Origin of the sequence: Chloroflexus sp. MS-CIW-1, assembly GCF_030444705.1 — a bacterium.
GTDB lineage: Bacteria > Chloroflexota > Chloroflexia > Chloroflexales > Chloroflexaceae > Chloroflexus.
Map to the genome: position 1 here is coordinate 34,835 of NZ_JAUBWR010000004.1, position 25,313 is coordinate 60,147.

16 protein-coding genes are annotated in these 25,313 nt (G+C 53.9%); 4 read left to right on the plus strand and 12 right to left on the minus strand.

The genetic code is table 11. The features are described 5' to 3' along the window. Positions 1–70 precede the first annotated feature (70 nt). Both QTO31_RS19100 and QTO31_RS19105 read left to right on the plus strand, forming a co-directional pair. Positions 71–4,123 (plus strand): response regulator, encoded by a 4,053-nt coding sequence (locus QTO31_RS19100; RefSeq protein ID WP_301430745.1) that lies wholly within the window; start codon positions 71–73, stop codon positions 4,121–4,123. A gap of 141 nt (positions 4,124–4,264) precedes the next feature. Further along, entirely contained in the window at positions 4,265–4,870 is a 606-nt protein-coding gene (locus QTO31_RS19105; protein WP_031460372.1) for a hypothetical protein, read from the plus strand. 476 nt (positions 4,871–5,346) lie between these two features. Here the strand turns inward: QTO31_RS19105 and QTO31_RS19110 are convergent, their stop codons facing one another. The 7 genes from QTO31_RS19110 to QTO31_RS19140 form a co-directional block, all read right to left on the minus strand. Next, a complete protein-coding gene (locus QTO31_RS19110) occupies positions 5,347–5,805 on the minus strand; it encodes an anti-sigma factor (RefSeq protein ID WP_301430746.1) in 459 nt (152 codons plus the stop codon). Between the two features lie 3 nt (positions 5,806–5,808). Continuing rightward, positions 5,809–6,483, minus strand: a complete 675-nt coding sequence (locus QTO31_RS19115) for an RNA polymerase sigma factor (RefSeq protein ID WP_031460374.1) — start codon at positions 6,481–6,483, stop codon at positions 5,809–5,811. 377 nt (positions 6,484–6,860) lie between these two features. Continuing rightward, the gene (locus QTO31_RS19120) at positions 6,861–8,201 is read right to left on the minus strand and encodes an RNA-guided endonuclease InsQ/TnpB family protein (protein WP_301430747.1); all 1,341 of its coding nucleotides are present in this window, start codon (positions 8,199–8,201) and stop codon (positions 6,861–6,863) included. Beyond that, positions 8,192–8,824 carry an IS607 family transposase gene (locus tag QTO31_RS19125; RefSeq protein WP_301430749.1) on the minus strand — a complete coding sequence of 211 codons (633 nt, stop codon included), beginning with the start codon at positions 8,822–8,824 and terminating at the stop codon, positions 8,192–8,194. The genes QTO31_RS19120 and QTO31_RS19125 overlap by 10 nt, the downstream gene beginning before the upstream one ends. Positions 8,825–8,996: 172 nt before the next feature. Beyond that, positions 8,997–9,209: a membrane protein insertion efficiency factor YidD gene (gene yidD, locus QTO31_RS19130; protein ID WP_028457116.1), complete on the minus strand. Its 213-nt coding sequence runs from the start codon at positions 9,207–9,209 to the stop codon at positions 8,997–8,999. Between the two features lie 4 nt (positions 9,210–9,213). Further along, a complete protein-coding gene (locus QTO31_RS19135; protein ID WP_028457115.1) occupies positions 9,214–9,852 on the minus strand; it encodes a 4-vinyl reductase in 639 nt (212 codons plus the stop codon). Between the two features lie 79 nt (positions 9,853–9,931). Then, complete coding sequence (locus tag QTO31_RS19140; RefSeq protein ID WP_031460378.1) at positions 9,932–10,441, minus strand: molybdenum cofactor biosynthesis protein B; 510 nt, start codon at positions 10,439–10,441, stop codon at positions 9,932–9,934. Positions 10,442–10,859: 418 nt separating this feature from the next. Here QTO31_RS19140 and QTO31_RS19145 point away from each other — a divergent pair, with 418 nt between their 5' ends. After that, positions 10,860–11,252, plus strand: a complete 393-nt coding sequence (locus QTO31_RS19145; RefSeq protein ID WP_031460379.1) for a metal-sulfur cluster assembly factor — start codon at positions 10,860–10,862, stop codon at positions 11,250–11,252. Then, positions 11,249–12,253, plus strand: a complete 1,005-nt coding sequence (locus tag QTO31_RS19150; RefSeq protein ID WP_301430751.1) for an amidohydrolase family protein — start codon at positions 11,249–11,251, stop codon at positions 12,251–12,253. Before QTO31_RS19145 ends, QTO31_RS19150 begins: the two co-directional genes overlap by 4 nt. A gap of 217 nt (positions 12,254–12,470) precedes the next feature. Here QTO31_RS19150 and aroQ read toward each other — a convergent pair whose 3' ends face one another. From aroQ to QTO31_RS19175, 5 genes are all read right to left on the minus strand, one after another. Further along, entirely contained in the window at positions 12,471–12,917 is a 447-nt protein-coding gene (gene aroQ / locus QTO31_RS19155; RefSeq protein ID WP_301430752.1) for a type II 3-dehydroquinate dehydratase, read from the minus strand. A gap of 327 nt (positions 12,918–13,244) precedes the next feature. Next, entirely contained in the window at positions 13,245–14,375 is a 1,131-nt protein-coding gene (locus QTO31_RS19160) for a hypothetical protein (protein ID WP_301430753.1), read from the minus strand. A 311-nt stretch (positions 14,376–14,686) separates the two neighbouring features. After that, positions 14,687–19,855 carry a beta strand repeat-containing protein gene (locus tag QTO31_RS19165; RefSeq protein ID WP_301430754.1) on the minus strand — a complete coding sequence of 1,723 codons (5,169 nt, stop codon included), beginning with the start codon at positions 19,853–19,855 and terminating at the stop codon, positions 14,687–14,689. A gap of 11 nt (positions 19,856–19,866) precedes the next feature. After that, positions 19,867–23,610 carry a right-handed parallel beta-helix repeat-containing protein gene (locus tag QTO31_RS19170; RefSeq protein ID WP_301430755.1) on the minus strand — a complete coding sequence of 1,248 codons (3,744 nt, stop codon included), beginning with the start codon at positions 23,608–23,610 and terminating at the stop codon, positions 19,867–19,869. A gap of 138 nt (positions 23,611–23,748) precedes the next feature. Then, positions 23,749–24,744 carry a sugar phosphate isomerase/epimerase family protein gene (locus tag QTO31_RS19175; protein ID WP_301430756.1) on the minus strand — a complete coding sequence of 332 codons (996 nt, stop codon included), beginning with the start codon at positions 24,742–24,744 and terminating at the stop codon, positions 23,749–23,751. Positions 24,745–25,313: the final 569 nt, after the last annotated feature.

Consider the following 25,313-nt stretch of genomic DNA (forward strand, 5'->3'; position numbering starts at 1 on the left):
GAGATGGTATGCTAACCGCATCGTAGCAACGGGGTACGCATATACACATCTCTCTACCGGAGTGCAGCTCATGATCCGTTTACCCCGATCTACCCTTATTGGTTTGGGTCTGGTGTACGCCATTGCGATATGGGTAAGCGCCCAACCGTTGCTGGCAGAGCGTGGCATTCCGTTTATGTGGGTCGCTGCTGGGGTCGCAATGGGTGGTGCATTGGTAGCTGGTACCCGATTTTTACCGATTATCCTGGTTGGGGCGTTTTTGGGGTATGCTGCCGTCTTCACGCAATTGGGCCTCGACGGAACACGGGTGATAGTCATTGCAGTTGGTCTGGCACTGAGTGCTGTGGCTCAGGCATGGCTGGGAAGCTGGCTCGTGCATCGTTTCGTCAAACCTCTGCCTCCGCTGACTCTTTGGCGTAGCTTGTATAGCTGTGGTCTACTGGCATTAGCAATTCTGCCGACCTCATTTATTGCAGTTGTAATTCTGGTAGCTGTGCAGGTGCCAATGGTGGCTGGTGTGCCAACCACCCTCTGGCAATGGTGGCTGAATGTGATTGCTGGCGTATGGCTCATTGTACCATGGATCGTCGCCGGCATATCCTGGCAAGAGCAACGCACAGCCGATCTGTTGGTATGGCCGGTGATCAGTCTGCTCCTGGCATTGTTGCTGTTTTCGCTCCAACTATTCTGGCGCGATGCGTGGCAACAGTACGAACGACAATTGCAGACTGATACCACAGACGTGGTCAATTTGATCGACGACCGCCTTGCCCGTTATGAACAGGCGATCCGAAGCATACAGGGCCTCTTCGTCGCTTCCCAAGAGGTCGAACAGCACGAATTTAGTACATTCAGTCGCTCGCTCCTGATACAGTTCCCCGCTTTGCAATCGGTAGGATGGGCGCCTCATGTTACGCAAGCAGAGCGGTTGTCCTTTGAGCGTCAGATACGTGAAAATGGCATTTTTGATTTTGTTATTCGTGAACCGGGTGCTCCAGGCCCACCGGCTGCGGTGCGTGATGAATATTATCCGCTGACCTACGTTGAACCGTTTGCGCGGCGGCGGGTTGTGCTGGGGCTTGATATGGCTGTAGAGCCGATACGTCGCAATACGATTGCGCAGGCTCGTGATAGCGGACGGGTCATGATGACAGCTCCGATCCGCCCGTATCTCACCGATGTTGTTACGCCAGCAGTGCTGTTGATTGCACCGGTGTACAGCTCTGATGTATTTCCACCAACTGTTGAAGTGCGTCAGGCACGGATACGAGGGATTATTATGATGCTGGTATCACCAGCCCGTTTGATCGAGCAAGCCTTGCAGCTAGTAGCGACACCTGATCTCGAGTTGTTATTGATTGACACCACCGACGCTTCCCTTCAACCGTTGGCATACCTGGCCGGAGGCGTCGTTCGTTCCCCAACGGTTATACCCGATCCGGAGACCTTTATCCGCGAGGCGGCCGTAGTTAGAACGATTAACCGATACGGTCGTTCCTGGCAGCTTGTCTTTCGACCTGGCCCTGGATACCCACGGCCATGGTTCAATTCCGATGCGATACAACGTTCGATCCTGGGCACTGCCACCGTTGTCGTTGTTTTCTTCTTCATTGCGTTGCGCCAAACGCACGAAGCGCGTCAGCGACGACTGATGCGTACCTATGCGTTGTTGAGTGCCATTAATCAGATGATTATCCGCGAACGTGAGCCACAACGCATCTTCGCCGCCGTGTGTCAGATCGCCGTTCAAGAAGGTCGATTTCGGATGGCGTGGATTGGCCGACCAGACCTTGTCGCCAAGCGAATCGAACCGGTAGCTGTGGCTGGTGAAGCAAGAGATTACCTCGTTCAGTTTGATTTCAAGATAACTGACGATAGCGCCTGTCCGACCGTGCAGGCATTTTTAAAGCGTCAGCCGGTGATCATCAACGAGCTGGCGATGAACCAACTGGCAGCACCCTGGCGTGACATCGCCATGCAGATTGGGTATCGCTCATCAGCGAGCTTTCCGTTGCTGGTCAATGATGAGGTTTATGCTACATTGAACTTCTACGCCGATCAGGTAGGTTTTTTTGATACCGACGAACTACGTTTGCTCAACGAATTAGCGCAGGACATTGCTTTCGCGATTGTAGTTGGTCAACAAGAAGCACAATTGCGGGCAAGCGAACAACGTAACCATCTGATTGTAAGTGCACTCCCCGATCTTGTGTTGCGGTTGCGTAACGATGGCCTCATCATTGATGTGGCAGCACCACACGCTATGTTTATGCCTGTTGTACTGGGAGACCTTCTCAATCACCCAATTGATCAGGTCTTTCCACCTGCAATTAGTGCGCAGTATCGGTCAGCGTTGCACACCGCTTTTACAACAGGTGAATTACAGACGCTGGAGTATCGATTGCCGGTTGCCGATCGCGAGTGTTTTTTCGAGGCTCGGATCAAAGCAGAACCATCGAGCAGGGAAGCAATTGCGATTATTCGTGATATAACCGACTGGCGTGTGACAGAGCAGGAATTGCAGAACGAACGCGATCTTCTGGCACAGCGGGTTGCTGAGCGTACAGCCGAGTTGCGGTTGGCAAATACCGAACTTTCCCGTGCGGCGCGAGCTAAAGATGAATTTCTGGCCAATATGAGCCACGAGTTGCGCACGCCGCTGAACTCGATTCTGGCTCTCAGTGAAAGTCTCTTGGAAGAGCTGTACGGCCCGTTAAGTGAACGACAGCGAGCAGCAATCCACACGCTTGAAGCAAGTGGCCGACATTTGCTGACCCTGATCAACGATGTCCTCGATCTGGCGAAGATTGAAGCTGGACGAATGGATGTGATAAAGGAAGTTGTCGCTGCGAGTGATGTGTGTGAGGCGAGCTTAGCCTTGATCAGAGAGCAGGCGAACAAGAAGCAGATTCAACTCTCGTTACACCTTGAAGATCGTCAGGCTCGTTTTCTCGCCGATCCACGACGACTCAAACAGATTCTGGTGAACCTGTTGAGCAATGCGGTGAAGTTTACTCCGGCTGGTGGTGCGGTGACCTTGCAGGTGACGACCGACGTTACCCAGGGAACGATCAGCTTTGCGGTGAGTGATACCGGAATTGGGATTGCGCCTGAACAACTGTCGCGGCTCTTTCAGCCGTTTGTGCAGCTTGATAGTGGGTTGCGGCGCCAGCATGAAGGAACCGGTCTGGGCCTGGTGTTGGTACGACGGCTGACCGAACTGCACGGTGGTCGCGTTGCAGTCGAAAGTACGCCGAGTGTCGGTAGCACATTTACGGTCATTCTGCCCTATCAACCGGTCTTGCATGCCGATACGTCCTCCCATCCCGATAGTGCAGCGCCGATGCAGTTAGCGCTCGTGATCGAAGATTCGGTGACGACTGCTGATCAGTTGGCTCGTTATCTGGAAGAATTGCAGATTCAGCCGGTCTTGGTCACGTATGGTCACGAAGCCGTTGCACGGGCAAAAGATCTGCGTCCTGATCTGATCTTGCTTGATCCACAGATACCCGATCGGTCAGGCTGGGAGATACTGGCTGACCTGAAACGTGATCCTGAACTGGCTCCGATCCCGGTTGTTATTGTATCGGTCATCGATGAGCCGGAACGTGGATTGGCTGCTGGTGCCGCGGCGTATCTGGTAAAACCGATCAATCGTGCTATGCTCCGGAGAACGTTGCGGCAGCTTTCAGAACTGAAGACGGATACATCGGTCAGCGATCATACCAATCAGCGCGCGACTGTTGCCCGCATCTTATTGGCTGAAGATAACGAAACCAATCGGATGATATTGAGCGACTATCTGATCGCCCATGGGTACGAACTGCGTGTGGCTCGTACCGGGTACGAAGTGCTGGCACTTGTCACAGAATGGCATCCTGACCTGATCATCATGGACATACAAATACCTGAGATCGACGGGCTTGAGGTCATCAAACGGCTACGCGCCGATCAGCGGTTTGCCCAGACGCCAATCATTGCCGTGACGGCGCTGGCGATGCCGGGTGATCGTGAACGCTGTCTCGTGGCTGGTGCAACTGACTATCTCGCTAAACCGATCCGCTTACGGCAGTTGGTAGCACGAATTGAGCAGCTTCTGACCCATTCTCAGCATGCTCGCTAATTCGATACGCGATGGTATAGACGGCGTGCTACAATAAGACATAACTAATGAGATCGGTGTTCCTTCTCTGCCCCCATTGTCACGATGATGACCGATCTCGTCATCCCGGCAATCAGCACGCTTCCACCAGAGGATCGCCTTATGTTTGCACGGATCGCACTCAGTCTATTACTCGGTTTTATTTGCGGCACGACCGGTCTTGTCTTTATGCCTGATCTGGCCCGTGTGATAGGGCCGATAGTCTGTGTTGGTGATCTGCAACCAGATCGAAGTGACGGTGTGCTGGCCTTTCGCTGCCGTACCGTGAATGGTGACGAGCAGCGGCTACATCTTGGGCAAATGTTGCCTTATGCCATTATCAGCACATCGTTGCTGCTGGTACCGTCAGTACATACAGCACTGAAACGTTTTGAGCGGCGGCGCGTTATCATTCAACAAGCCATGGAACGTGATCTGGCAACATCGGTACCGGTACGCGCCGAGTTACTAAAAGTCACGATGGTCGGTTCGTATAAGCGTGCTATCTTGATGCGAGCGGTAGAGGTAGAATTGACGTTGTGGGTCTATCCGCCGGCGAATCGACCCTACGAAGCACGAGTGATCTGGTTGGTTGAAGAGGCTGGTCTCACCCACCTGCGACGCGGCGCAATGCTGAATGTGCGTATCAATCCGCTCCGGCCACAGCGCGTCTACCCGGCAGAAGAATGGGCCAGTTATCTCTGGAACGAAGCGGTGCCGGTGGTATGACACGGTCCGACGCGCTGCACTACTCGCAGCGATAGAAGAGCGCAGCAGGGCTGCGCGCTTGCCGACCCACTGCATCTGCGGGCCGGAGGCCCGCGCACCCAGGTGGAGAGAAGAGCGAAGCAGCGCTGCGCTCGTGCCGACATCGTCTTGATTCTGGCCTTAGCGGGTGATCAGAAACCCAGATTTCTTATTGGGAACATACTGTACCCGTGCAGTCATTGCGTGAGGGGGTGCTACCATGCTTTCGCGCCGTCCCCCCCTTCCTCGATTGGAGTGTTTAGATCGTTTGTGTTTCCAACGGTTGTGTTTCGTGCCAACATACTTTCGCGCCGTCCCCCCTTCCTTGCCCGCAGCGCGGGAGAGGAAGGGGGGGCAGGGGGGGAAGGTGAGGGGGCGTTAGCCGTGCTCTACAGCACCGGCGCTGAACTCGATGCTACCCGTTTCCGTCGCGTCTCGGTACATCTTCGGCCAGGCTCTTAGCTGCGTCGTACCTGAAATTCAGCCTGCCAGTTATCGAGAATGATCCACAGCACCAGGGCCAGTAACAACCAGTGTAATTGCGTGCGGATCAGGGCAATCAGGCTCGTCAGTTCACGAGCGAATGGCATAGTCTCGTATAGGGTCTGAAGCAGGCGCGCTGGTAATGCTTCAAGCTGCGTGACGAACTGAACTGCTCCTAACTGGAACCAGACAAGCTGATACAGGTATGAAACACCAAGCATTGATGCCAGGGTCAGCGCGGCGATAAGTGCAATAGCGAGATAAAGACGCCAGCGCGGCAGTGGTGGGTTCTCGGCGATTGCAACCGGCACTGTACCGGGCACCAGTTGCAGTAAACGGTTGGTTAATTCGGGTGGGGCTTCCCAACGCAGCTCGTGACGCAACGCCGCATCGAGCAGTTCTTCTGGTGGTGGTGTAGATAGTGGAGTACTCATTTGTCACCTCCTTCCCCACCCCGGCAACAGGCGTAATGGTGTGATCTGGAGCATTTGCTCGTCGGGAGTTTTGCGTACCGCTTGCTCAACAACACGAGTTGCCGGTGGTTCGGTTGTACGGAGCAATTCGGCCAGTCGTTCTTTCCCCCGCCGAATATGACTCTTGACTGTGTTGAGGGGGAGATCAAGGATTTCGGCGATGTCCGTGTATTTCAAATCTTCAAAATAATACAAGGTCAAGACAAGGCGGTAGTGCGGTTCTAATTGTTCGAGTGCCCGTCGCACTTCGATCCGTAACTGACTCAGGTCGAGCGACTGTGCAGGGTCAATCAGTCGGTCATTATCGGCGATAGTTTGCAGAGCATCGAGTTCTTCATCGTCGGTTGCCGGTGGCACAATGGCAACCTGGCGTCCACGTCGGCGTAATTCATCACGGCACAAATTAATGACCAGTCGGTACAGCCATGTGGTAAAGCGGCTCTCACCGTTGTACTGCGGAAGTGTCCGAAAAAGACGGATAAATGCTTCCTGCGTCAAATCGGCGGCATCATCGGCATTTTTGAGCACGCTCATGGCAATGCTGTAGACGTAATGCTGCTGACTGATAATCAGTTCGGTGAGTGCTTGTTGATCACCCTGTTGGGCGCGCACAATCGTCTCACGAGATGGTTCAGCCACTGTTTCTTACTCCCGCGATGCCTTTCCGGGCATCACACTTGTGCTGCGATCGGCGAACAGCAGACTGGCTGATCATATAGACGATAGCGCAGTGATAAAAGTTGCACGAATCAGATTATGAGATGAAATTCTTGCCAGTGGTTTGGCTGGCAACAATCATCACAGTCGGTATGGGAAGATCGGGATAACAGCCTGCTTGCCGTGGGAAGGTAAGGGTAGAGTTCCCATCTGTAACGGCGTGTAAAGATGTTCCTATACCCGCACTAATGTGATCAGAACCCGAATGATGAGATAGCCGTGCAATACCTGCAATCTCTTCATGCACAGGTAGAATCATTGTCCTACCCGCTCTCTGCGGATCACTCCACCGTCTGCTATCAAGAAAGTGCGCAAAGGTGCGCACGGTTCTCTTCCTGCCCCGACGTGTCTTGATGACCACCGTCGTCTCTGACAAGCGTGACTTTCCCGGCTGCGGCGGGGACGGTCCCCGCCGCAGCGCCGCCATTACTGGTCGGACTCGCCACGGGTAGGGCAGTTTCGGTTGCCAGCCGTTTCAGGTTCAGCGCCGCATTGAGGTCACGGTCATGGTGCGCGCCACATTGCGCACACACCCATTTTCGATCGCTCAACGTCAGCGCCTCGTTCTTCCAGCCGCAGATGGAACAGAGTCGGCTACTTGGATACCAACGATCGGCGATGATGAGATGAGTGCCGTAGCGTTTCGCCTTGTATTCCAACTGCGAGCGGAACACACCAAAGCCAACGTCAGAGATGGCGCGAGCGAGCCTCTCGTTCGCGAGCATCCCTTTGACGTTTACATCCTCGATCACGAACGCTTGGTTTTCGCAGCAGAGTCGAGTCGTGAGCTTATGAGTAACGTCCGCTCGGAGATTGGCAAGGCGGGCGTAGAGCCTTGCCAATGTTGCAGCGGACTTCTGCCGGTTGTTCGAGACCGGCAGGCGCGTTCCTTTGGGCAGGCAGGCATGGCGTCCAAACCCCGCCATCTCTTTGGCGGCTTGCAGCTTGCGGCTGAGACGCCGACTGCGAATCTTGAGGCGACGCAGCGCTGCGTTGAGCGGCTTTGGCGCTTCGATGGCTTCGCCGTTGGAGATCGTTGCGGCAGCCTTGATGCCCAGGTCGATGCCATTGACCTCATGGGAGGTGCGACGCCGATAGCATTGCACATCGGGCACTTCGACCTGTATTGCCACAAACCAACGATCCGCCGTGCGCGAGACCGTCGCGCCCAGTATCTTTCCTTTGAAGCGCAGTTCCTCGGTCATAGCGACGTCGCCGATCTTGGGTAGGCGGATCGTCTTGCCGTCCAGACGGAACTTGTCGTTGGCTACGTAAAAGCTGTCGCGGCAGCGCCCTTTTTTCTTGAAGCGCGGTGCGTGCGCCTCTTTGCCAGCCTTGAGGTCGGTGAAGAATCTTTCCCAGGCTTTGGCGAGATAGGCAAACGGCTGGGCGTGTGCGTCCCGGTGAATGTCTCGCAACCAAGGCCGTCCGTTTTCGTCGAGCCACTGTGGGTCGGTGTATTTGATGGCGTTGAACTGCTTTTTGAGCGCCATTGCGTTTGGCTTGCCGCCTGCTGCGTATTGTTTGTTCCATTCATTGAGCGCCCAGTTCCAGACGCGCCGGGCTGTACCACAGGCGCGCTTGAAGTAATCCACCTGCTCAGGAGTCGGACAAAGGGCGATCGTGTGGGTTAGTTGCATTGTTGGGCCTTTTTGACGCCATGTGCATCCTGTTTCAGCGCTGCATCCACCTGCTTTCGATAGTTCCTCAAACCGTATCGCCGAGACGAACAACCGTGCACGATGGTCATCACGTCTTGCCCCATTTCCGGTTCGGGAGACAGCCGTTCCTGGGTGAGCACCAGCACTGCGCAGCCATGGGTTTTGGCGTCATGTTCGAACCACTCAACGCCGAACCGGGTGAGGCGGTCCCGGTGCGCGAGGATCAGCATCGTGACGTCCCGTCGCCCGATCGCGTCCATACGGGCCAGAAACCGCTTGCGCTTGAAGTTCAGCCCGCTGCCTATTTCCTCGATACACTCGACCCCCGCCAATCCCTTTGCCGCCACGAACTCTTCCAGCACGTTGCGCTGATTCGCCAGGTCCGTCCTCTGCGCTGCGCTCGTCACCCGACAGGAGGCAACCAGCTTTGTTGGTGCATGGTTCGCCTGCCGCAAACCGATGACCTCACGGATTTGCGTCTCAGGGGAGAGACGGCGGTTGCTGTCCGTTCGGGCCACCGGAATCAGCCTTCCTTCGCGTTCCCAACGCTGCAACGTCTTGACCGAGACACCAAGGAGTGTTGCGGCTTTCCCTGTGCGCATGGTGTTTTCTGTGAGCACCGTTATACACTATCGCGTACTAGAAGTCAAGCTAGAGTCCGTCTCCGCACGAAAGCGCCGCCATATCAAATCCGAACCAGGGCGGGTAGTGCAATGCCAGCGGAGAATTGTTTTGCCGTCAACCAGCACAGGGACGCACGATGATGCGTCCCTGCTACGGTACCGGATCATAGCCACCACGGGCAAAGGGATGACAGCGTGCGATCCGCTTCAGCGTCATCCAGCCACCACGCAGCGCCCCATACTTCTTGATCGCTTCATAGCCATAGTGCGAGCAGGTTGGAGTATAAATACAGCTCGGCGGCGTCCAAGGCGAGATAGCGACCTGGTAGAAGCGAATCAACTTCAGGAGTAGCCAGCGTAGCACAGCTTTACTCCAGCGGGTCCTTCCCAATAGCGAAGGCGCATGACGAGCAGTTTCCCTGACCGATGCACGACAACTGTTCAACCGCAAAGCGCCGACCACCACTGACCCATGCGGTCGCCTCTTCGAGGATGCCGCGGGCAATATAGAAGACGGGGCCGGGTTCTGGACGGGTAATACAGTTCGAGCAACGGGTGATATGGTACACAAAGCGCCCGCGCTCTTCTTCAACGTGGCTCGACTGGTCGGAGAAACGATCAAACGTCTGGGCAGTAGCGTTCAGTACGATCTTAAGTTTCATGGTGATCGGCATTAGTTTTAATGCCAGGTCAGCCATGCCAAGCAACGGCCCGAACTCCTTCAGACCGAGCGAGAAAGCTACCCGTCCGGCTCGCAACTCAAGACCGCGTGCTCCGCGCGGTCCGTACATCGTACCAAGGGCCACCGAATATTTCGAGATGGCCTCGAAGGGGAACTCACGCTTAAGGTCATTCGGCGGATAGGCATCGATGTACTGTTGCAGATCGGCAAGCCGGAGCAAGGCCTTCACGCCGTTCTGACCCATGACTTCCTCCAGCGACAGGAAGCAGAGTCGGCCGATCTTATTAGGATAGTACAGGCCGCGGAAGGCTTCTACTGACGTCATGGGTTCTCTGGCTCCTTCTCACAGCTACGAAGAGAACAACTCTTTACGACAACATACATACTATAACAGAAAATCGCAATTAGCGCACAGTTTCCCAGACCAGATGCGCCAGTTCGGGCAAGATGAGGCGGTCGATTCCAAGCCGCACAGCGTTTGGCGAGCCGGGCAGACAAAAAATCAAGGTTCCACCCATGATACCGGCTGTTGCTCGCGACAGCATTGCTGCTGGCCCGATCTCGGCGAACGAGAGCATGCGGAAGATTTCACCGAAACCAGGTAAACGCTTTTCGAGCAAGGCATCAATCGCTTCAAAGGTACTATCTCGGCGGGAAATGCCGGTACCGCCGTTCGTAATGATGACTTTACACCCTTCAGCGGCAAACCGTCGTACCATTTCGACGATTTGGGCCGGCTCATCTCGCACCACGGCATATTGTACCACATTATGGCCGGCTTGCGTCAACGCTGTGCGAATGTATTGCCCGCTTTCGTCGGTGGCTTCGCTACGGCTATCGCTGATTGTCAATACCGCACAAGGGATTGCTGTGGTCTGAGTTGCGGCAAGGCGGCGATGTTCCTGATGACTCATACGCTGTTTCCTTGCTGTTTGCTGAACTCATTCTATCCTACCACATGTCTGGGTGAGATGTCCAACTCAAGAACGTCGATTGAGCAGCGCCAATAGGAAAGCGGGGGAAGGGACAGGTATGGGTTCCTTCTTCCTTCCTCTTCTGGCTGAGAGCGGAAGGGGCCGGGAAGAAGGTGAGGCGGCGTGGCGTGTGCGGTTTGGGTTGTGTCCGCCAAAGGTTGTCTGTCCCGTATCGAAGAGAGGAGATAGATATTGCACCGTTATCTTGCAATTGACTTGCAATTCATAACAGATATGTGATATATTCTTATCAGACATTATCCGCTTCTGCTTTCATCTTCGCAATGTAGCGCATCGCTCCCTCATCTCTCGCCGACAGATACGCGAGAGCTTTTTGTTATTCCGCCAGGAGGAGACAATGAGTACGACAACGAATGTCGGCATCAGTCAAGAGGACGTTATGGCCGTGCTCCGGCGATGCTACGACCCTTGCTGTAAGGAGCGGCAGGTAAGTGTCGTTGACATGGGATTGATTGAACGGGTGAAGGTGGATGGCAGCCAGGTAGCGATTGACATGATTCTCACGACGGGCTGGTGTCCGTTTGCTGTGCATCTGTTGCAAATGATGGAAGAGGAGGTGAAAGCGTTACCCGGTATTGAGCAGGTGCAGGTCAATATTACCTGGGATACCCCATGGTCACCAGAACGAATGTCAGCACTGGCACGTGAACGGTTACGGTTACCTCTTGAGCAGTTGCTACCATTGCGTGAGGCACGGCTACGGGCGACTCAAAAGGAGGGAGCGCAATGATTGACGATGCGTTTGTCTTCGACGGCGTATGTCATGTGTTCAATTTCGACAAATCGAATGCGTTTGGAAAGCCTGGTGAGATGTTTATCGAGCATTTATATGCCTTTCATCAGGTTCTCAACGCTCCTGGCGAAAAGACGTTGAGCCGTGAGGAATACATGCGTGAGTGGCATGTCGATGAGATTGCCCGCATGGTTTTCGATGAAAGCCCTACCGATATGATCGTGGCGCAGCCCTTGCCATTAACCGATCTGTTTAAGGATGGGCTATCGAGCTGGGAACGTTGTGCCGAGATGGCGCGCCGCTATCCTGATCGAACTATCTTCTGGGGGTCGGTGAATCCATTAGAGGGTAAGAAGGCGCTCGATTTGATGGAAGTCCAGGTGAAAGAATACGGTGCGCGCGGATTTAAACTCTACAATGTGCGCTACGATTACGGCCAACCGTTCCCCTGGCGGATGGACGATCCACGGGTTGCGTTTCCCATTTTCGAGAAGGCACTTGAACTGGGCGTGAATATTATCGGCGTACATAAAGGGGTGCCGCTTGGCCCACAGCCGATTGAGCATACGCAGGCGTGGGATATGGACGGCGCAGCCGCCAATTTCCCTGAGATCAACTTTATCATCTTTCACGTTGGCCTGCCCTTTATCGATGAAATCTGCTGGCAACTGGTACGCTATCCTAACCTCTATGCCTCAATCGCGGCGACAGTCAATTTTGTAGTGCGTTCGCCCCGAGTCTTCGCCGAGACGATGGCGAAGTTGCTCTTCTGGTGCGGCGAGGACAAGATTATTTACGGTGGTGAGACACCAATCTGGCATCCGCGTGGTGCGCTGAAGGCGTTCTGGGAGTTTGAGTTGCCGGAAGATATTGTGCAGGGGTACGGCTGTGGTCAATTAACAAAGGAGGCGAAGAAGAAGATCCTCGGTCTGAATCTCGCCCGCTTGCATGGTATTGATGTAGAAGATAAGAAGCGGAGTCTCGGTATCGCTGCTTGATACGAGAAAGGAGTGGTGTACTAAACAGTACATGTGCATGTCCGACAGAAGTTCTCTGACTTGCGTGGGCCAACTTCTGTCCAGTATCCTGTGGTGAGCGATCAGACCGCAGGGCAGGTCGTATCAGGGTGCGGCACCGCCGCGCCCTTTCATCTTTAGTAAAGAACTCTACTGCTTCCTTTGGTCCCCGTCCTGACCGATGTGGTGGCGGGTGCCGTCAGCTAGCGGGAGTGCGTTCGGATAATAACCACTCTAATGCCAACAGATAGCCACGCCATCCCAGGCCGGTAATCTGACCACGGGCGATAGGTGCGATCACCGAGGTATGACGAAATGCCTCGCGCTGGTAAACGTTTGATAGATGAACTTCGATAATTGGTGCTGATACCATGGCCAGTGCATCACGGAGCGAGAGGCCGTAGTGGGTGAGCGCACCTGGGTTGATGATAATCCCTGCTGCTTCCCAGCCGTGTGTTTGTACCGCCTCTACCAGTTCACCCTCGTGGTTTGACTGAATACAGATGATGTGGACACCTGCTGCCTCGCCACGCCGTCGGAGAGCAGTATTAATGTCGGCAAGTGTCGTTGTTCCGTAGATATGCGGTTCACGGCGGCCTAACATATTGAGGTTGGGGCCGTGGAGAACGAGAATGGTGGTTGTCATAACTTTCTGTCTCGTGTTCAGATGATCTTGTGATTGAATGGTCTGCATACTAGTCTCTGATTTTCTCTAGACTGTCTTTCCACGATAGAGGTATTGTACCTGAGAAATGATTGCAGTGAGTCTACAGTAAAACTTCCTGGGTGCACGGGCCTTCGGCCCGCTACGCAGCAAAAAATGGTTTGTTCACTGGCGAACGTGCCTTATCCTCTCCCTCCCTTGCTCCGTGCAGGAAAGGAAGAGGGATCGGGGAAGGTGAGGGGATTCTAACCCCACAAACGCCGAGACAGGCATCATCGGCGTTTTGCAGGCAATGGGGGGAATGAACCTCTACAAATCCCTAAAATACACGCGATTGTTTTTGTATTCTACTCCGTTTAGGTTCTTCAAGTCGGCACGCATCTGGCGTGCGGTTTCGGCTACCTGGGTCATTTCAACGTGCGTGAATCGTCTGAATGCCAGCAGTGTCTTTCCCATTTCGTAGTAGAGCAGTGCATTGCCACCCTGACCCTGAAATTCGGGCAAGATACCCATGCCGTTGATCACCACTGCGCTGGTGCGACGCATCGTTATCAACAGATCGGCCAGCGTAAGCGGATTGAGATGTCCTCTGGCACGCTGTAAGGCAGCCGAGACATCGGGAAAGGCGAAGAGGAAGCCGACAACTTCACCGGCGTGCGTAATGACCTTAATGAGACGATGATCGGCAACTGTGATAATGCTCTGCACCACAAAGTCAGTTTCTCGTTCGGTGAGCGGGTAATACTCCCAATTATGGATGAACGCTTTGTTATAAGCCTCCCCAATACGATCCACCCACTGAAGTAGTTCACGTTTGCTGGCAAAATGCTTAACCTGCAAGTGATGGCGCTCCATTACGCGCCGGGCAATCCGTTCGATACGTTCCGGAATCTTGAAGCTGTCAGAGGGCAAATAGCAGGATACAAAATCGACTTCTTTTTGAAAACCGAGCCCTTCAACCAGGTCAACATAATAGGGGTAGTTGTATGTCAGCATGGTCATCGTTTGGCGATGTTCAAAGCCGGAGGTGAGCAGGCCGTAGCCGTCAAGCGGCCCCATGCCTTTCGGGCCAACAACGCGGTTCAGACCACGTTTGCAAGCCCAGTCAAAGACGGTCTCGAACAGATCAGCGGCAGCTTCCGGGTCGTTTTCGCAGTCGAAAAAGTAAAAATTGGCTTCTCTGACACCGTGGTACTTATTGTATGGCCGATTTTCGATGGCGGCAATGCGCCCAACATCGCGTCCTTTGCGTACAGCCAGGAAGCACTCAACATCTGAATGCTCGTAGAAGGGGTGTTTTCGCGGGTTGAGTTGAGCATAGGCATCGATGTTGAGTGGTGGCACCCACTGCGGGCAGCTTTTGTATAGCCGGTGCGGTAGTTGAACGAAGCGTTTAATCTGTTGTTTGTTAGCAAAATCCACTCGTTCGATGTGTACCATACCCTGTTCCGAGAGGTGAATACTCGTTAGCTATGATAGTTCTCCCTGATGAGGTGTTCTGTGCCCGCATGTGACCGGTCATTGTTCGGCCTCGTCGCGTATGCCTTTGTTCGCTATGAGTTGGTCAGATGGATGCTTTATTATATCTCGTACCAGAAAGGCAGGCATGGCCTTTGACCCACGTTCTGCGATGGGTGAGTGGAACTGAGCGCATGGTTCGTATCAAGCCGCAATCTGAGGTTGAGATAGATTGATGCCCCACCTGAAGCGGTGGGGCAATGGTCTGTATGTCGAGGGTGATCTCTTCTGCACTAACGGCTAACAATCGGGATAAACACCGGTTCGCCAAAAATCGCCTGACGGTTGAGATAGATCATGGATAGCCGAATACTGCTGCGCTGATTCGGGTCACAGCGAGATGTTGCCGTCAGGATTAGATCATGGCGTAGGGCCGCCGGTTGGATCACTGGTAAATTGATGGTAACGCTGATGCCAACATCAATTGCGCCGCCGTTAAGGGTTACACTATCTGGTACCACCTCTACGCTGAATTTGTTGCTCAGTCCGCTGACCGTAAGGTCAAAGGTGTCAGTATCATTCCCCAGATTTTCCAGGGTAATGCCAGTAAAGGTAATCTTGTTACGACCGTCGGGGATACCCTGAAGACGGTCACTACTAAGCGCAACGCCGGTTACCAGCCCAACGCGGACGCTATCGAAGATACTTGCGGTAATCGTTGCATCGCTCCGCGACGTGGCTGTGACACGGATGCTGCTCAGTGCGGTGTTGGCAGCGAGACCAGCCGGCAAGGTGAGTAAAACGGCGATGTCACGGCTTTCCCCCGGCCCCAGATCGACCTGATTGGGAGTCGCAATCACGCTGTGACCATCACCTTGTAGTGCGGTGATCGTGTACGAATCGGCGATAAAGCCGAGGTTACGCACCGTGTGCGTGATGACAGTAGTGGAGTCGGGTAGTGCAATAACAGTGTGTGATGGTGTAATCTCAACATCGCGCAAGGCACCGACCTGAATAATGTTTTCAGCCGCGGCGAGCAGGGTCGTACCGCCATTGGCCCGTGCCTCAACCGTGATCGTATTGCTGGTGCCGGGCAGTGCACTAGTTGGGATGGGTATCGTCACAGTGATCACCGTACTACTACCAGGTCCTAAAACTGGACTGGTGGCAGGATTGACACTGAGACCTGTCCAGCTTGCATCGCTGCTTTGTACACTGAGATCGTAGGCAATGGTTGATGATCCACTATTGCGCAGCGTGTGCGTCAAGACCACTGTGGCCCCTGGTAAACTGTTAACGGTTGTCCCTGCTGACAGCTCAGCCCGATCAACACTGTTGACGGTGACACTATCAAGCACGTCAGCACTGACGGTGGGATTCCCCTGAGAGGTTGCTCGCACAATGGCCGTTACCGTGGTACCGGCGCTGATGCCAGTGGGGATGGTAATCTGTACGGTGACGGTTGTGCTGGCACTACGCGCCAGGGTAGTTGTGGTTGTCGGAACAACCGTTGCGTTCCAACCAACCGGTAATCCGCTCAGCGTGAGTGTGAAGACGTCAGCCGCATTGCCCGTGTTCGTCAGAATGTGGGTGAAGGTGATCGCCTCGCCAGGATCGCCGTTAGCGGTAAGTGGTGTTGGAGCGAAGTTTAGATCGCGAATCGTCGCGACTGTGACAGTAACGTTCGTACTGGCAGTACTATCAGGTGCAGGAGGTATTTGACCGCCGTTACGCGCAATCGCTCGTACTTCTACAATAGCATTCCCGCCGTCAGCAGTTGTGGGTATGCTTACCTGTAAGGTGTACGTGCAGGTTGTGTTATCGGCGGGTACTGGTGAAGGACATGTACTGCTGCTACCGATCAAGTTCCAGCCGGTCGGCAACGTCTGGACAAAATCAAAGGGAGCGGCTGCATTACCACCGTTGCGCACGGTCACCGTGATCGTTGCGGTGTCACCCGGCAAAACTGAGGCAGGCGTTACCAACGGCGTCCCGACGAACACTGGGGTACCACCACCGATGACCTGTACCGTTCCACTTGCCGTTTGGATAGCCGGTGGGTTGCTCCCCCCTGTTACACCGGCCTGAACGGTGAAATTGTACGTTCCCACCGGCTCACTGGCGCTTGCAGTAACGGTGAGCGTAATCGGACGAGATTGACCGGCAGCCAGTGTGAATGGGCCTGCTGGTGTCACGTTGAAGCTAAGACCAGAGGCAGGACTGGTCGTGGTAGGTGGCGTTATGCTAAACGTATCGGTGAAGTTACCGGTGTTGGTGATAGTATAGCTGAAGTTCACCGTTGCTGCGGGTGTCAGTTGTTGACTGGTCGGTGGTTGGGCGACGAACGAAAAGGTGCGCACAACCGGGACGCGGATTGTATCAACCGTCGGGGGATCGCTCTGCTCGGTAAAGGTCTGGCTTCCCTGCTGGCTCACCGCACGTACTCGGAATGAGAAGGGGTAGTCTCCCGCGAGGAGGGTCGTACTAGCTGGTGTATTCACAACGATAGTCAGCGTTGTTGTCGCACCAGGATTCAGGGTTGTGCTGGCAAGGGTTGCAGACTGAATATTCCATCCGGTGGGTGGGGTACCGCTAAAGATAGGCAGACCGCTGCTACCATCTGGCCGAATAACACTAAAAAGGCCGCTGAGCTGACCGGTATTGGTGATAGTATGAACAAACGTGATGGTATTCCCTGTCCGTTCTACAATCTGGCCGGGTGAAACTTCAGGGCGCGCCGGAATAATCGTGACTGCCTGAGCAGTTGTCGTCAGTGTCACCTGGTTCGAGACGGTCTGGTCACTACGAGCAGTAACGGTTGTGGTATCGGTATCACCAGCAGTAGCGGTCAAGGGAACGAGCACGCTGAAGAGTACCTGCACACTACCGTTCGGTGGTACTTCTACAAGTGCTGGCCCACTCGTCCACCCGCGGTTGCTATCAAGGATCAGCGTATAGGTACGAGTCACCGAAGCAGTGTGACTCAGGGTGAGTGTATAGGTTGATGTACTGCCAATACTCACTGCGCGGCTGCTACCGCCGATAACCGTTAGAGTGGCGGTTGGCGTACTGCACGCATCGGTTGCATTCACGTCGAGTGCATTTGAGAAAGGTGAACTGTTGCCGGTTGTGGGGTTGTGGACAGTTGCCGTAATAAATCCCAGACATCCGGTAATATTCGCACTGAACGTTCCACCACTACCGGTTGTGGTGCTAGTTAAAAAGACCGGCCCCTCACGATTGCGGTCAGTCACACTGGCACTACTGGTGAAGATTTCGACAACACAATTAGCACCGCAGCCAGTTGTGCCGCTAACAATTGGCGAACCGGCTGTGATCGGATTGAATGTCGGAGCGGCAAGTCCGCCGTTCGCGCCACTGCCGAGGCCAATTCCATCCTGTGCGTTATCCTGAGTTGTATTCCGTGAGATCAAGACACCGGTTACGTTATCGGCTATGAAAATGCCATGACCCACGCCGAGACGACCGTTGCGTACCAGCCGGTTGCCGAACAGTTGATTGTTACTACTCCTGACAGTAATGCCGTGAGTCGCATTGAACAAAGTGGTATTACTCTGGCCGGTGAATGCAATGAGATTAAACTCGATCCGATTGTTACTACCGCTATTAAGTTGAATACCGTCTTTGCGCGTCGTTGTACCACTGCCAGGGGTATCGCTGCTTGATGCCCGTACACCTATTCGGTTCCCGGTAATAAGGTTGTTATTCGCGTTATTACGAAGATTTATGCCGCGGTCAACGCCGCCAATCAGGTTATCACGGACGGTATTGTTACTTGCATTGCTGATCCGAAGACCTTCACTGTCGGCGACTATGTTGCTAGTGCCGTCCACCAGGAGACCACTCCCATCAGCTCGAATGCCGAGGTAGTTGCCCCAGACAGTATTGTTATTAGCTGTACAGCTTGTCGTACAAGGCTCGATTAACACAGCAGCCCCGGAACCAGTAACGGCAAAGTGCCCGGCGGCAATTACATTGCGATCCGCTGGGTTCGCTCCACCAATAATCGAATTGCTGCCGTTCTCGATCCAGACGCTAGCGTCGCCGGTACCGTAGCCTACAGGCGAACTGCTAATGGTTGTCGTTGTCGTTTGGGTGCCGTTTGGATGAACTCCGATGTAATTCCCCCGTACCACTGTATTCCCAGAACGAATGCGGATACCGTTTGTGCGTGCACCAGCGATCACATTACCTGGCCCAATAGTGGTCGAAATAGCATTACGACCAACAAACACACCTTCGCCACCGACTGACTGGTTAATGGTACCGTTCCCGACTGGGAAGGGATTACCACCCGCATCAAGCGCCACACCGATATAATTCCCAGCAATTGTCGTAGGTCCGGTAGCAAATGGGGTGTCGGCAATAACAATCCCACCTCTGGCATTCCCACTGATATAGTTCCGTCCGGCAAGGGGATTCAGTGGATCGCCGATCTCGGTATTGATTGCGCCATACACACCACCGCCGCTAACCAGGACACCGATGCGGTTGGCAATGACGGTACCGGTCGGGTTGACACCAATCCAGTTACCGGTAATGCGGGTGTTACGAGGAATAGAGGGGGCGTTGCTGCTTGCAGCATTGCTAAACAAGACAATTCCGGCGGCATTCGTGCCGGTGTAGCCACCGATAACATTATTACTGATGAATGTATTGTAGGCGTAATTCTCTACTGAGATGCCACCGAGATTATCCGCAGCGATGGTCGGATCAAGATCAGCATCGCCGTTTACTGTCGTACCAATAAAGTTTCCAACAATCTGGTTGCCATCGAGTGGAGTTGTACTCAGGTTGTTGCTCAGCCCGATGTCGGCAACAGTATTACCACTAATCACATTCCGGTCGGCGGGATTACCGGTACCGATCCGGTTATTGCTGGCCCCACCGTCGATCAGAATGCCGTAGCCAGTATTTGGCTCTGGTAAGCCGTTCAAATGCCCAATCCAGTTATTCACAATCAGATTGTTCTGAGCATTGTTACGTAGATAGATACCGGAGCCTCCGCTCGTGAAACCGATGCCCTTGCTAAAACGAATGATCACCAACCCGCGGATGACATTGTTATTTGAAGCGATAACAATACCGTGGGCCGGGATAACGTTATTACTACTATCGCGGAGCTGTTCACCACTGAGAATGAGTGTATGGTTTGTACCGGCATCGATGGTTGTGTTTCCTTCGGTCAGAGGTGGCAAACCGCTATCGCGGATGTAGATGGTGCCGCTCACACTGAAGGTAATTGTGTCGGGTACGCCATTACTGTTGGCAACAGTGATGGCCTCGCGCAATGTACAGCCCCCTGGATCGGTGGTGCAGGCGCCATCGTTGGTATCGGCAAGCGAATTGACAATCAGTGATGCTGCCTGTACCGGTTCGGCGATCGGAAACAGGCTGACCAGGAGAAACGTAAGGAGTGCAATCCGAAGGCGACGATCCATAGGGTCACTCCTTAATTTACGACCAACGGTATCCAGACTGTCGGTACCAGAATCCCCGACGAATCACGAACAACTGCTATATCCTGCACTTCAGCGCCGCTGAGTGGCTCAGTGGTACCAGGTATCGATGCCCAGATGCGCAACGTTTCACGGGTGCCAGGCAAGATCAATTCACTAATCCGTACCCGTACCCGTAGTACCATCTGATTAACCTTGCCACTACCGGCCACATTGTCGAGTGTGACCCGATTATCACTGATGGTGACGCCAGCAGTTGCCGACTCAAAAGCGATCAGCGTGCTACCACGACTGGCAGCAAAATTGAGCTGGAACGTTGCCCGTCCGTTGCTGGTGTTACGTAATGTGTGCAAGAAGACAACCTCGCGGCCAGCCTGCACATCTTGTTCGTAACTGCTGCGCAATTCAGCGCTATAGCGCAGACCAACAGTGGTGGTGTCAGTTATGGTGATGGCCTGTGCACCAAATCCGCGTGGGGTAGCGGTGATAATCGTTGTTGCACGAACCGGATTACCGTCTGGCGTAGTCGTTTGTGCACCGGTAGGAACTGTGATCCGAACGGCAATCTCTGCACTCGCCCCCGGCGCCAGGGTTACCGTTGGTGTTAACACTGTCGTATTGTAGGTGTCAAGCCCAATCAGGTCGGCAGTGGTTGCACTCACATCGATGGGCACAGTCACGTTGCCATTGTTCGTAATTTGATGACGATAGATGTATGTATCGGCAGGAAGCACGGTAGCCGAGCTATTTGCCGGACTGGCCGTTAATACCGGTAATGCCTGTACTGCTGTGCGCAATGTCTGTGTGATCGGGTTCAGACCGGGTGCAGTCAATGATAGCGTTGTGGTATCGGTGATCGGTACCTGGATCGACGGGTGGCTACCGGTTGGTAACGTGAGCGTCACTGTAAGCACGCGACTGGCGCCAGGAGCAAGTGCAAAGCGATCAGTCGGCTCGACGCTTGGTGTCCAACCGCTTAGGGTGCCTGTGGTAGTAAGGCGGAGACGGTTAATCTGCAACGTTCCGTGATTCTCTACCTGTAGTCGATAACGAACAGTACTGCCAGGTGCTGCACTTTGATTGACTGGATCAAGCGGGGTCAGCCGTAGATCAACGGTTGGGGTGAAGATGTGAAATGACGATGTATTTCCAAACCGGTCTGTCGCAGCAAAGATGAGTTGAGGATAGGTGGCAGGAAGATCGATCATTTGTGCATTAAATACACCACTGGCGTCGACCTGATCGATCTCAGAGCGGATAACACCGTTGACTAACATCTCAAGCTGTTGCCAGCCTTGTCCGTCAGGGACAGCCAGATCGGGTTTCGGCGCATAGACTTGGATTGTGCAGCCAGCGCATGCTGAGATTGGAATGAGGTCTTCTTCACGCTCAGCCGCACTGGGAAAGATTCGACCGGTTATCAAACCGTCTTGTGAGAGTTGCAGGTCGAAGGGTGGATCAATACTGTGATTAGGCCGGTTGAGGGTCTGATCAGGATCAAGGCCGGTCCCGTTATACAGCGTTGTGTTATCGAGGTGAATACCCCCCAATCCATTCGCTGACATCTGATTTTGTGTGATACGAACTCGCTGGGCGCTATCGGTTACCAGTACCCCATAACCGGCGTTGGCTCGTATGTGATTGCCGGTTATCACTACACTACGGCTAGTGCCACCAATCTGTATCCCATCACCACCGTTCTCCTCAATCTCATTCAGATTGTCAATCGTGACCGCATTCGAGTCGGTCAGGCGAATGCCATCATCTGTATTCAGCCGCAACCGATTCCCGCTCAAGGTAGCGGTTGTAACGCTCGTTAACGCAATCCCAACGCTGGCCGAGCGGGGCAGCAGCGTGGAGCCACCTGCTGGATCGGCAATCCAGCCGATCTGGTTTTGGGTGATGGTTGCCGTCTGGACATCTGTCAGATCAATACCGGCAGTATTGCCATTACCGCCGATCACATTGCTGACAATTGTTACCTGCGATGCGCCGTTAACGCGAATAGCAGGGCCGGTATTGGCTGCGGCAACACTGTAGGCGTCGCCGGTTGTGTCACGGCGGAGACCAAAAATGTTGGCTCGAACCGTAATACTCACACTATTGCTACCACTGATGTCGATCCCTGGGCCATTCGCACCAGCGATCACATTTCCAGTTGTCAGACCGATTGTCAGATTGGTGCTGTTGTTCACAGTAATGCCGGCAGCAGCACTCCCTGCGACACTACGGCGACTAGCGTGTAACCCGATCACATTGTTATCAAAGGTCACATTGCTGGCATTTTGTATCTGTACATCAGCGGTGGTATTGGCGGCTATTGTGGAAGCAGTGACAGTAATGCCACTGGCGCCATCGATGACCAGACCTCGTTCATTAGCAATGACTACATCACCGGGGAGTGCGCCAACAAATGCGTTTACCACTGCGATATTGCTGGCGTTAGGGCCAATCCAAATACCCGGTCCACCATTGCCACCGATACGTAGCAATGTACTGGCACTGCCAATGGTTGTCACTCCGGCGCTCTCACTTACGTAGATGCCACCTTGCGCATTTGGGCGGGCACTACTGCCACCCCGACTTAAACCAATCAACGCATAGCCATTGAGGTTCGTGTTGGCTGGCGAGGCACCTCCATTCGCGTGGATTCTAATCCCAACTCCGTTATTACCGCTAATGACCAATGGTTGGGTTGCACTCATGCTCCCGATCTGCGTGGCTTGGGCGCCATCTTCAATGCGGAGGCCATCGCCGCCGTTGGCAAATGAGCTTTCTCCCTCCAGGTTAACCCCGATCAGATTACTGGCAACAGTCGTCGTATACGTTTGCGAACCACTGATCAGAATACCACTCAATCCATTGGCACCAATGATGTTCCGTTCAGCGTTGGTCGAGCCACCGACCAGATTCAGCTCTGCACGTCCATTCGGGTCAATAGTCGTGTCACTGAGTATCTGGATACCGAACCCGCCGTTAGGCCGAGCAGCAGTTGTGCTGGTAAAGAGAACGCCGATCCGATTACCCTGAATGCGATTTTGCGACGCATTACTGATCACGATACCATTAACGGTGTTCCCGGCAATTGTGTTCGGTGCATTAGCCGTGCCGATTTGGTTATTGCGAGCAGCACTGCCACTGATCACAATTCCGTTGCGGTTCCGTAAGTTGTCGGGTGGTATAGTGTTGTCGAGCAGTAAGCCAATAGTACAATTGCGGACAACATTATCAGCGCTGCTGATATAGATGCCACTCCCGCGATAGCTACCGGCGTCGTTGCTGGCACCATAGATGACCAGCCCTTCAATGATTGCTCCACCACCGCTGAGCACCAGACCTGCATCGCTGGCGTTGGCATTTATTGCAACCTGCGGTGCACCGCTCAGGAGATCAGCACTGATCGTCACATTTGGTCGGGTAATTGGTGGTAACCGTTGCGTGGTGGTGATAACATACGGTGCCGATCCCACCGACCCTTCAGTGATCAACTCAAAACTGATCGTTATCCGGTCTATGCCGCTGTTAGCATTTGCCTTTGCAATTGCCTGGCGCAGACTACAATTGTTGTTGGGGAGCTGGTCGGTGCAATGCACGTTGAGATCGGTTACGGCGTTATCAGCCAACGTATCGACGTACAGTGTAAGACTTGCTTGACTGAAACTCTGTCGTGGCCAGAGGAAGGTGTTTCCGATCAAGAACAGACCAACAACAAGCCACCAGATTTTGCGTGCAGACATGCTCTCTCCTTGCGCCAACATATAGCGCCCGGCATACTACGAAGCAGTGACGATCGGTAACGTTCCACTTGATGTAGATTGTAGCACGCTCATCTGGTGGCGAGAACAGGCGATGATACAGGAATTTAGTACTGATTTTTATAGACGGGGTAGCACACCAATTGCCCGTAAATACGCAATCGAAGCGGCGTACTGCTGATCTTCGTACAGACAGATCTGCTCTTCGCCAGCACCGCGTTCCCAGGGTGTACGCCAGTCGTCATCGCGTAAGCGCATCGTTTGGGCGAAGAGGCGCAAAGCTGGTAGAACCTCGCGCACATCGCATGGTGGGTATCCCTGCCACCAGTCATCATCGAGAATCCGCACGTGACGTGCACTATGACTGACCAGCTCAATCTGACAGGTTACTTCTGGGGTATACTGCTCGATCAGGTTAAAGATATGGCGAATGTCGAGATCACCTTCACCTAATGCGCAACGAACGAGCCGCCAGCCATGGGGTGTTGGATACGTTTCGTAATCGGCGAGATGCACATTCCGAATCAAAGGCCCCAGTCGTTCAAAGGCAGTGTATGGTGTTTCACCAACAATCAGACAATTCACGGCATCAAAGCAAACACCAATGTATGGACTATCAACGGCAGCACAGATGGAGGTCAGATCAGCACTAGTGGCATCTTGATGGTTCTCAACGGCCAGGATAACGTTGTGTTCAGCCGCCAGGTCGATCACGGTGCGCAATCGGTCAGTAACGTCAGCCAAATGAGCTGACCAGTTATCGGTGAAAGAACGACGATATCCTTCCAACACCGGACTGATCAGCACTCGCAGTACACGTGCACCGAGCATCGCTGCGGCAGGAATATGCGCTCGCAGCACATCAACATCAACGACGTCGCTATCCGCTACCGGCGTTAGTCCACACAGGCTCAGACGCTCGCGGAGCGCATGCAATCGATTAGGAGATAGGTCGGGGAGCAGACGCAGAGGTATTTCAATGCTCTGCAAGCCAGCTCGTGTGGCCAGGGCCACCATATCTTCAACATCGAGTGGCCGACTGACTGCACGAGATGTTCCTTGTCCAAGCAATCCGCAGCGATAACTAAAACTTAAGACAGAAAGACCGATCAACACGGCCAAACCTCATACACTTTCAGGACAGATATTATACCACAATAAACATTTTACGCTGAACTTAACAATGGCCCGTCAGAGTTTTTTCAGGTTCTCATCCGACCTGGCAGTCGTGAGGAGTGCAGAATAGAGGGTTTCCGAATCTACTCGTAGCTCGTACAGAAACGCACTACCTCCCGTTCTGGCGAATGGCTATGGCAGCCCCTCCATTCTTTATAACGTACTTCTGATGTGAGCACGCTTTCCGTCACCGATTCCGCAGGGTGCGCGTCAGCGTCCTGCACTTTCGGGGAAACTACACGGATCGGAATCGCCGTTGGCACGTGCATGAAGTTCGTCGGTGTTATGCTGACCAGGGCTAAGCGCATGATCAGAAACTCGTGGTTTTGATCAGATGCTCGGTAGGGGCGTCGGCTGAAGTGGCGAGCAACTACGAGCCTTGTCAAAGACCTGGGCTTGTGATGAGGCTCGATATGGCATCTCCAGATATGGTACAGTGGACGTTTGCAGACACCGCAGGCGTTGTCTCGAAGCGATGGAAACGGGCGGCGCCGGGTTCAGTGCCGGTG

Bases quoted from the DNA above. Each gene is read 5' to 3' on its own strand.
- QTO31_RS19110 (WP_301430746.1), bottom strand. From the start codon at position 5,805: ATGAGTACTCCACTATCTACACCACCACCAGAAGAACTGCTCGATGCG.
- QTO31_RS19160 (WP_301430753.1), bottom strand. From the start codon at position 14,375: ATGGTACACATCGAACGAGTGGATTTTGCTAACAAACAACAGATTAAA.
- QTO31_RS19120 (WP_301430747.1), bottom strand. From the start codon at position 8,201: ATGCAACTAACCCACACGATCGCCCTTTGTCCGACTCCTGAGCAGGTG.
- QTO31_RS19170 (WP_301430755.1), bottom strand. From the start codon at position 23,610: ATGTCTGCACGCAAAATCTGGTGGCTTGTTGTTGGTCTGTTCTTGATC.
- QTO31_RS19135 (WP_028457115.1), bottom strand. From the start codon at position 9,852: ATGACGTCAGTAGAAGCCTTCCGCGGCCTGTACTATCCTAATAAGATC.
- QTO31_RS19105 (WP_031460372.1), top strand. From the start codon at position 4,265: ATGTTTGCACGGATCGCACTCAGTCTATTACTCGGTTTTATTTGCGGC.
- QTO31_RS19100 (WP_301430745.1), top strand. From the start codon at position 71: ATGATCCGTTTACCCCGATCTACCCTTATTGGTTTGGGTCTGGTGTAC.
- QTO31_RS19125 (WP_301430749.1), bottom strand. From the start codon at position 8,824: ATGCGCACAGGGAAAGCCGCAACACTCCTTGGTGTCTCGGTCAAGACG.
- QTO31_RS19140 (WP_031460378.1), bottom strand. From the start codon at position 10,441: ATGAGTCATCAGGAACATCGCCGCCTTGCCGCAACTCAGACCACAGCA.
- QTO31_RS19150 (WP_301430751.1), top strand. From the start codon at position 11,249: ATGATTGACGATGCGTTTGTCTTCGACGGCGTATGTCATGTGTTCAAT.
- QTO31_RS19165 (WP_301430754.1), bottom strand. From the start codon at position 19,855: ATGGATCGTCGCCTTCGGATTGCACTCCTTACGTTTCTCCTGGTCAGC.
- QTO31_RS19145 (WP_031460379.1), top strand. From the start codon at position 10,860: ATGAGTACGACAACGAATGTCGGCATCAGTCAAGAGGACGTTATGGCC.
- aroQ (WP_301430752.1), bottom strand. From the start codon at position 12,917: ATGACAACCACCATTCTCGTTCTCCACGGCCCCAACCTCAATATGTTA.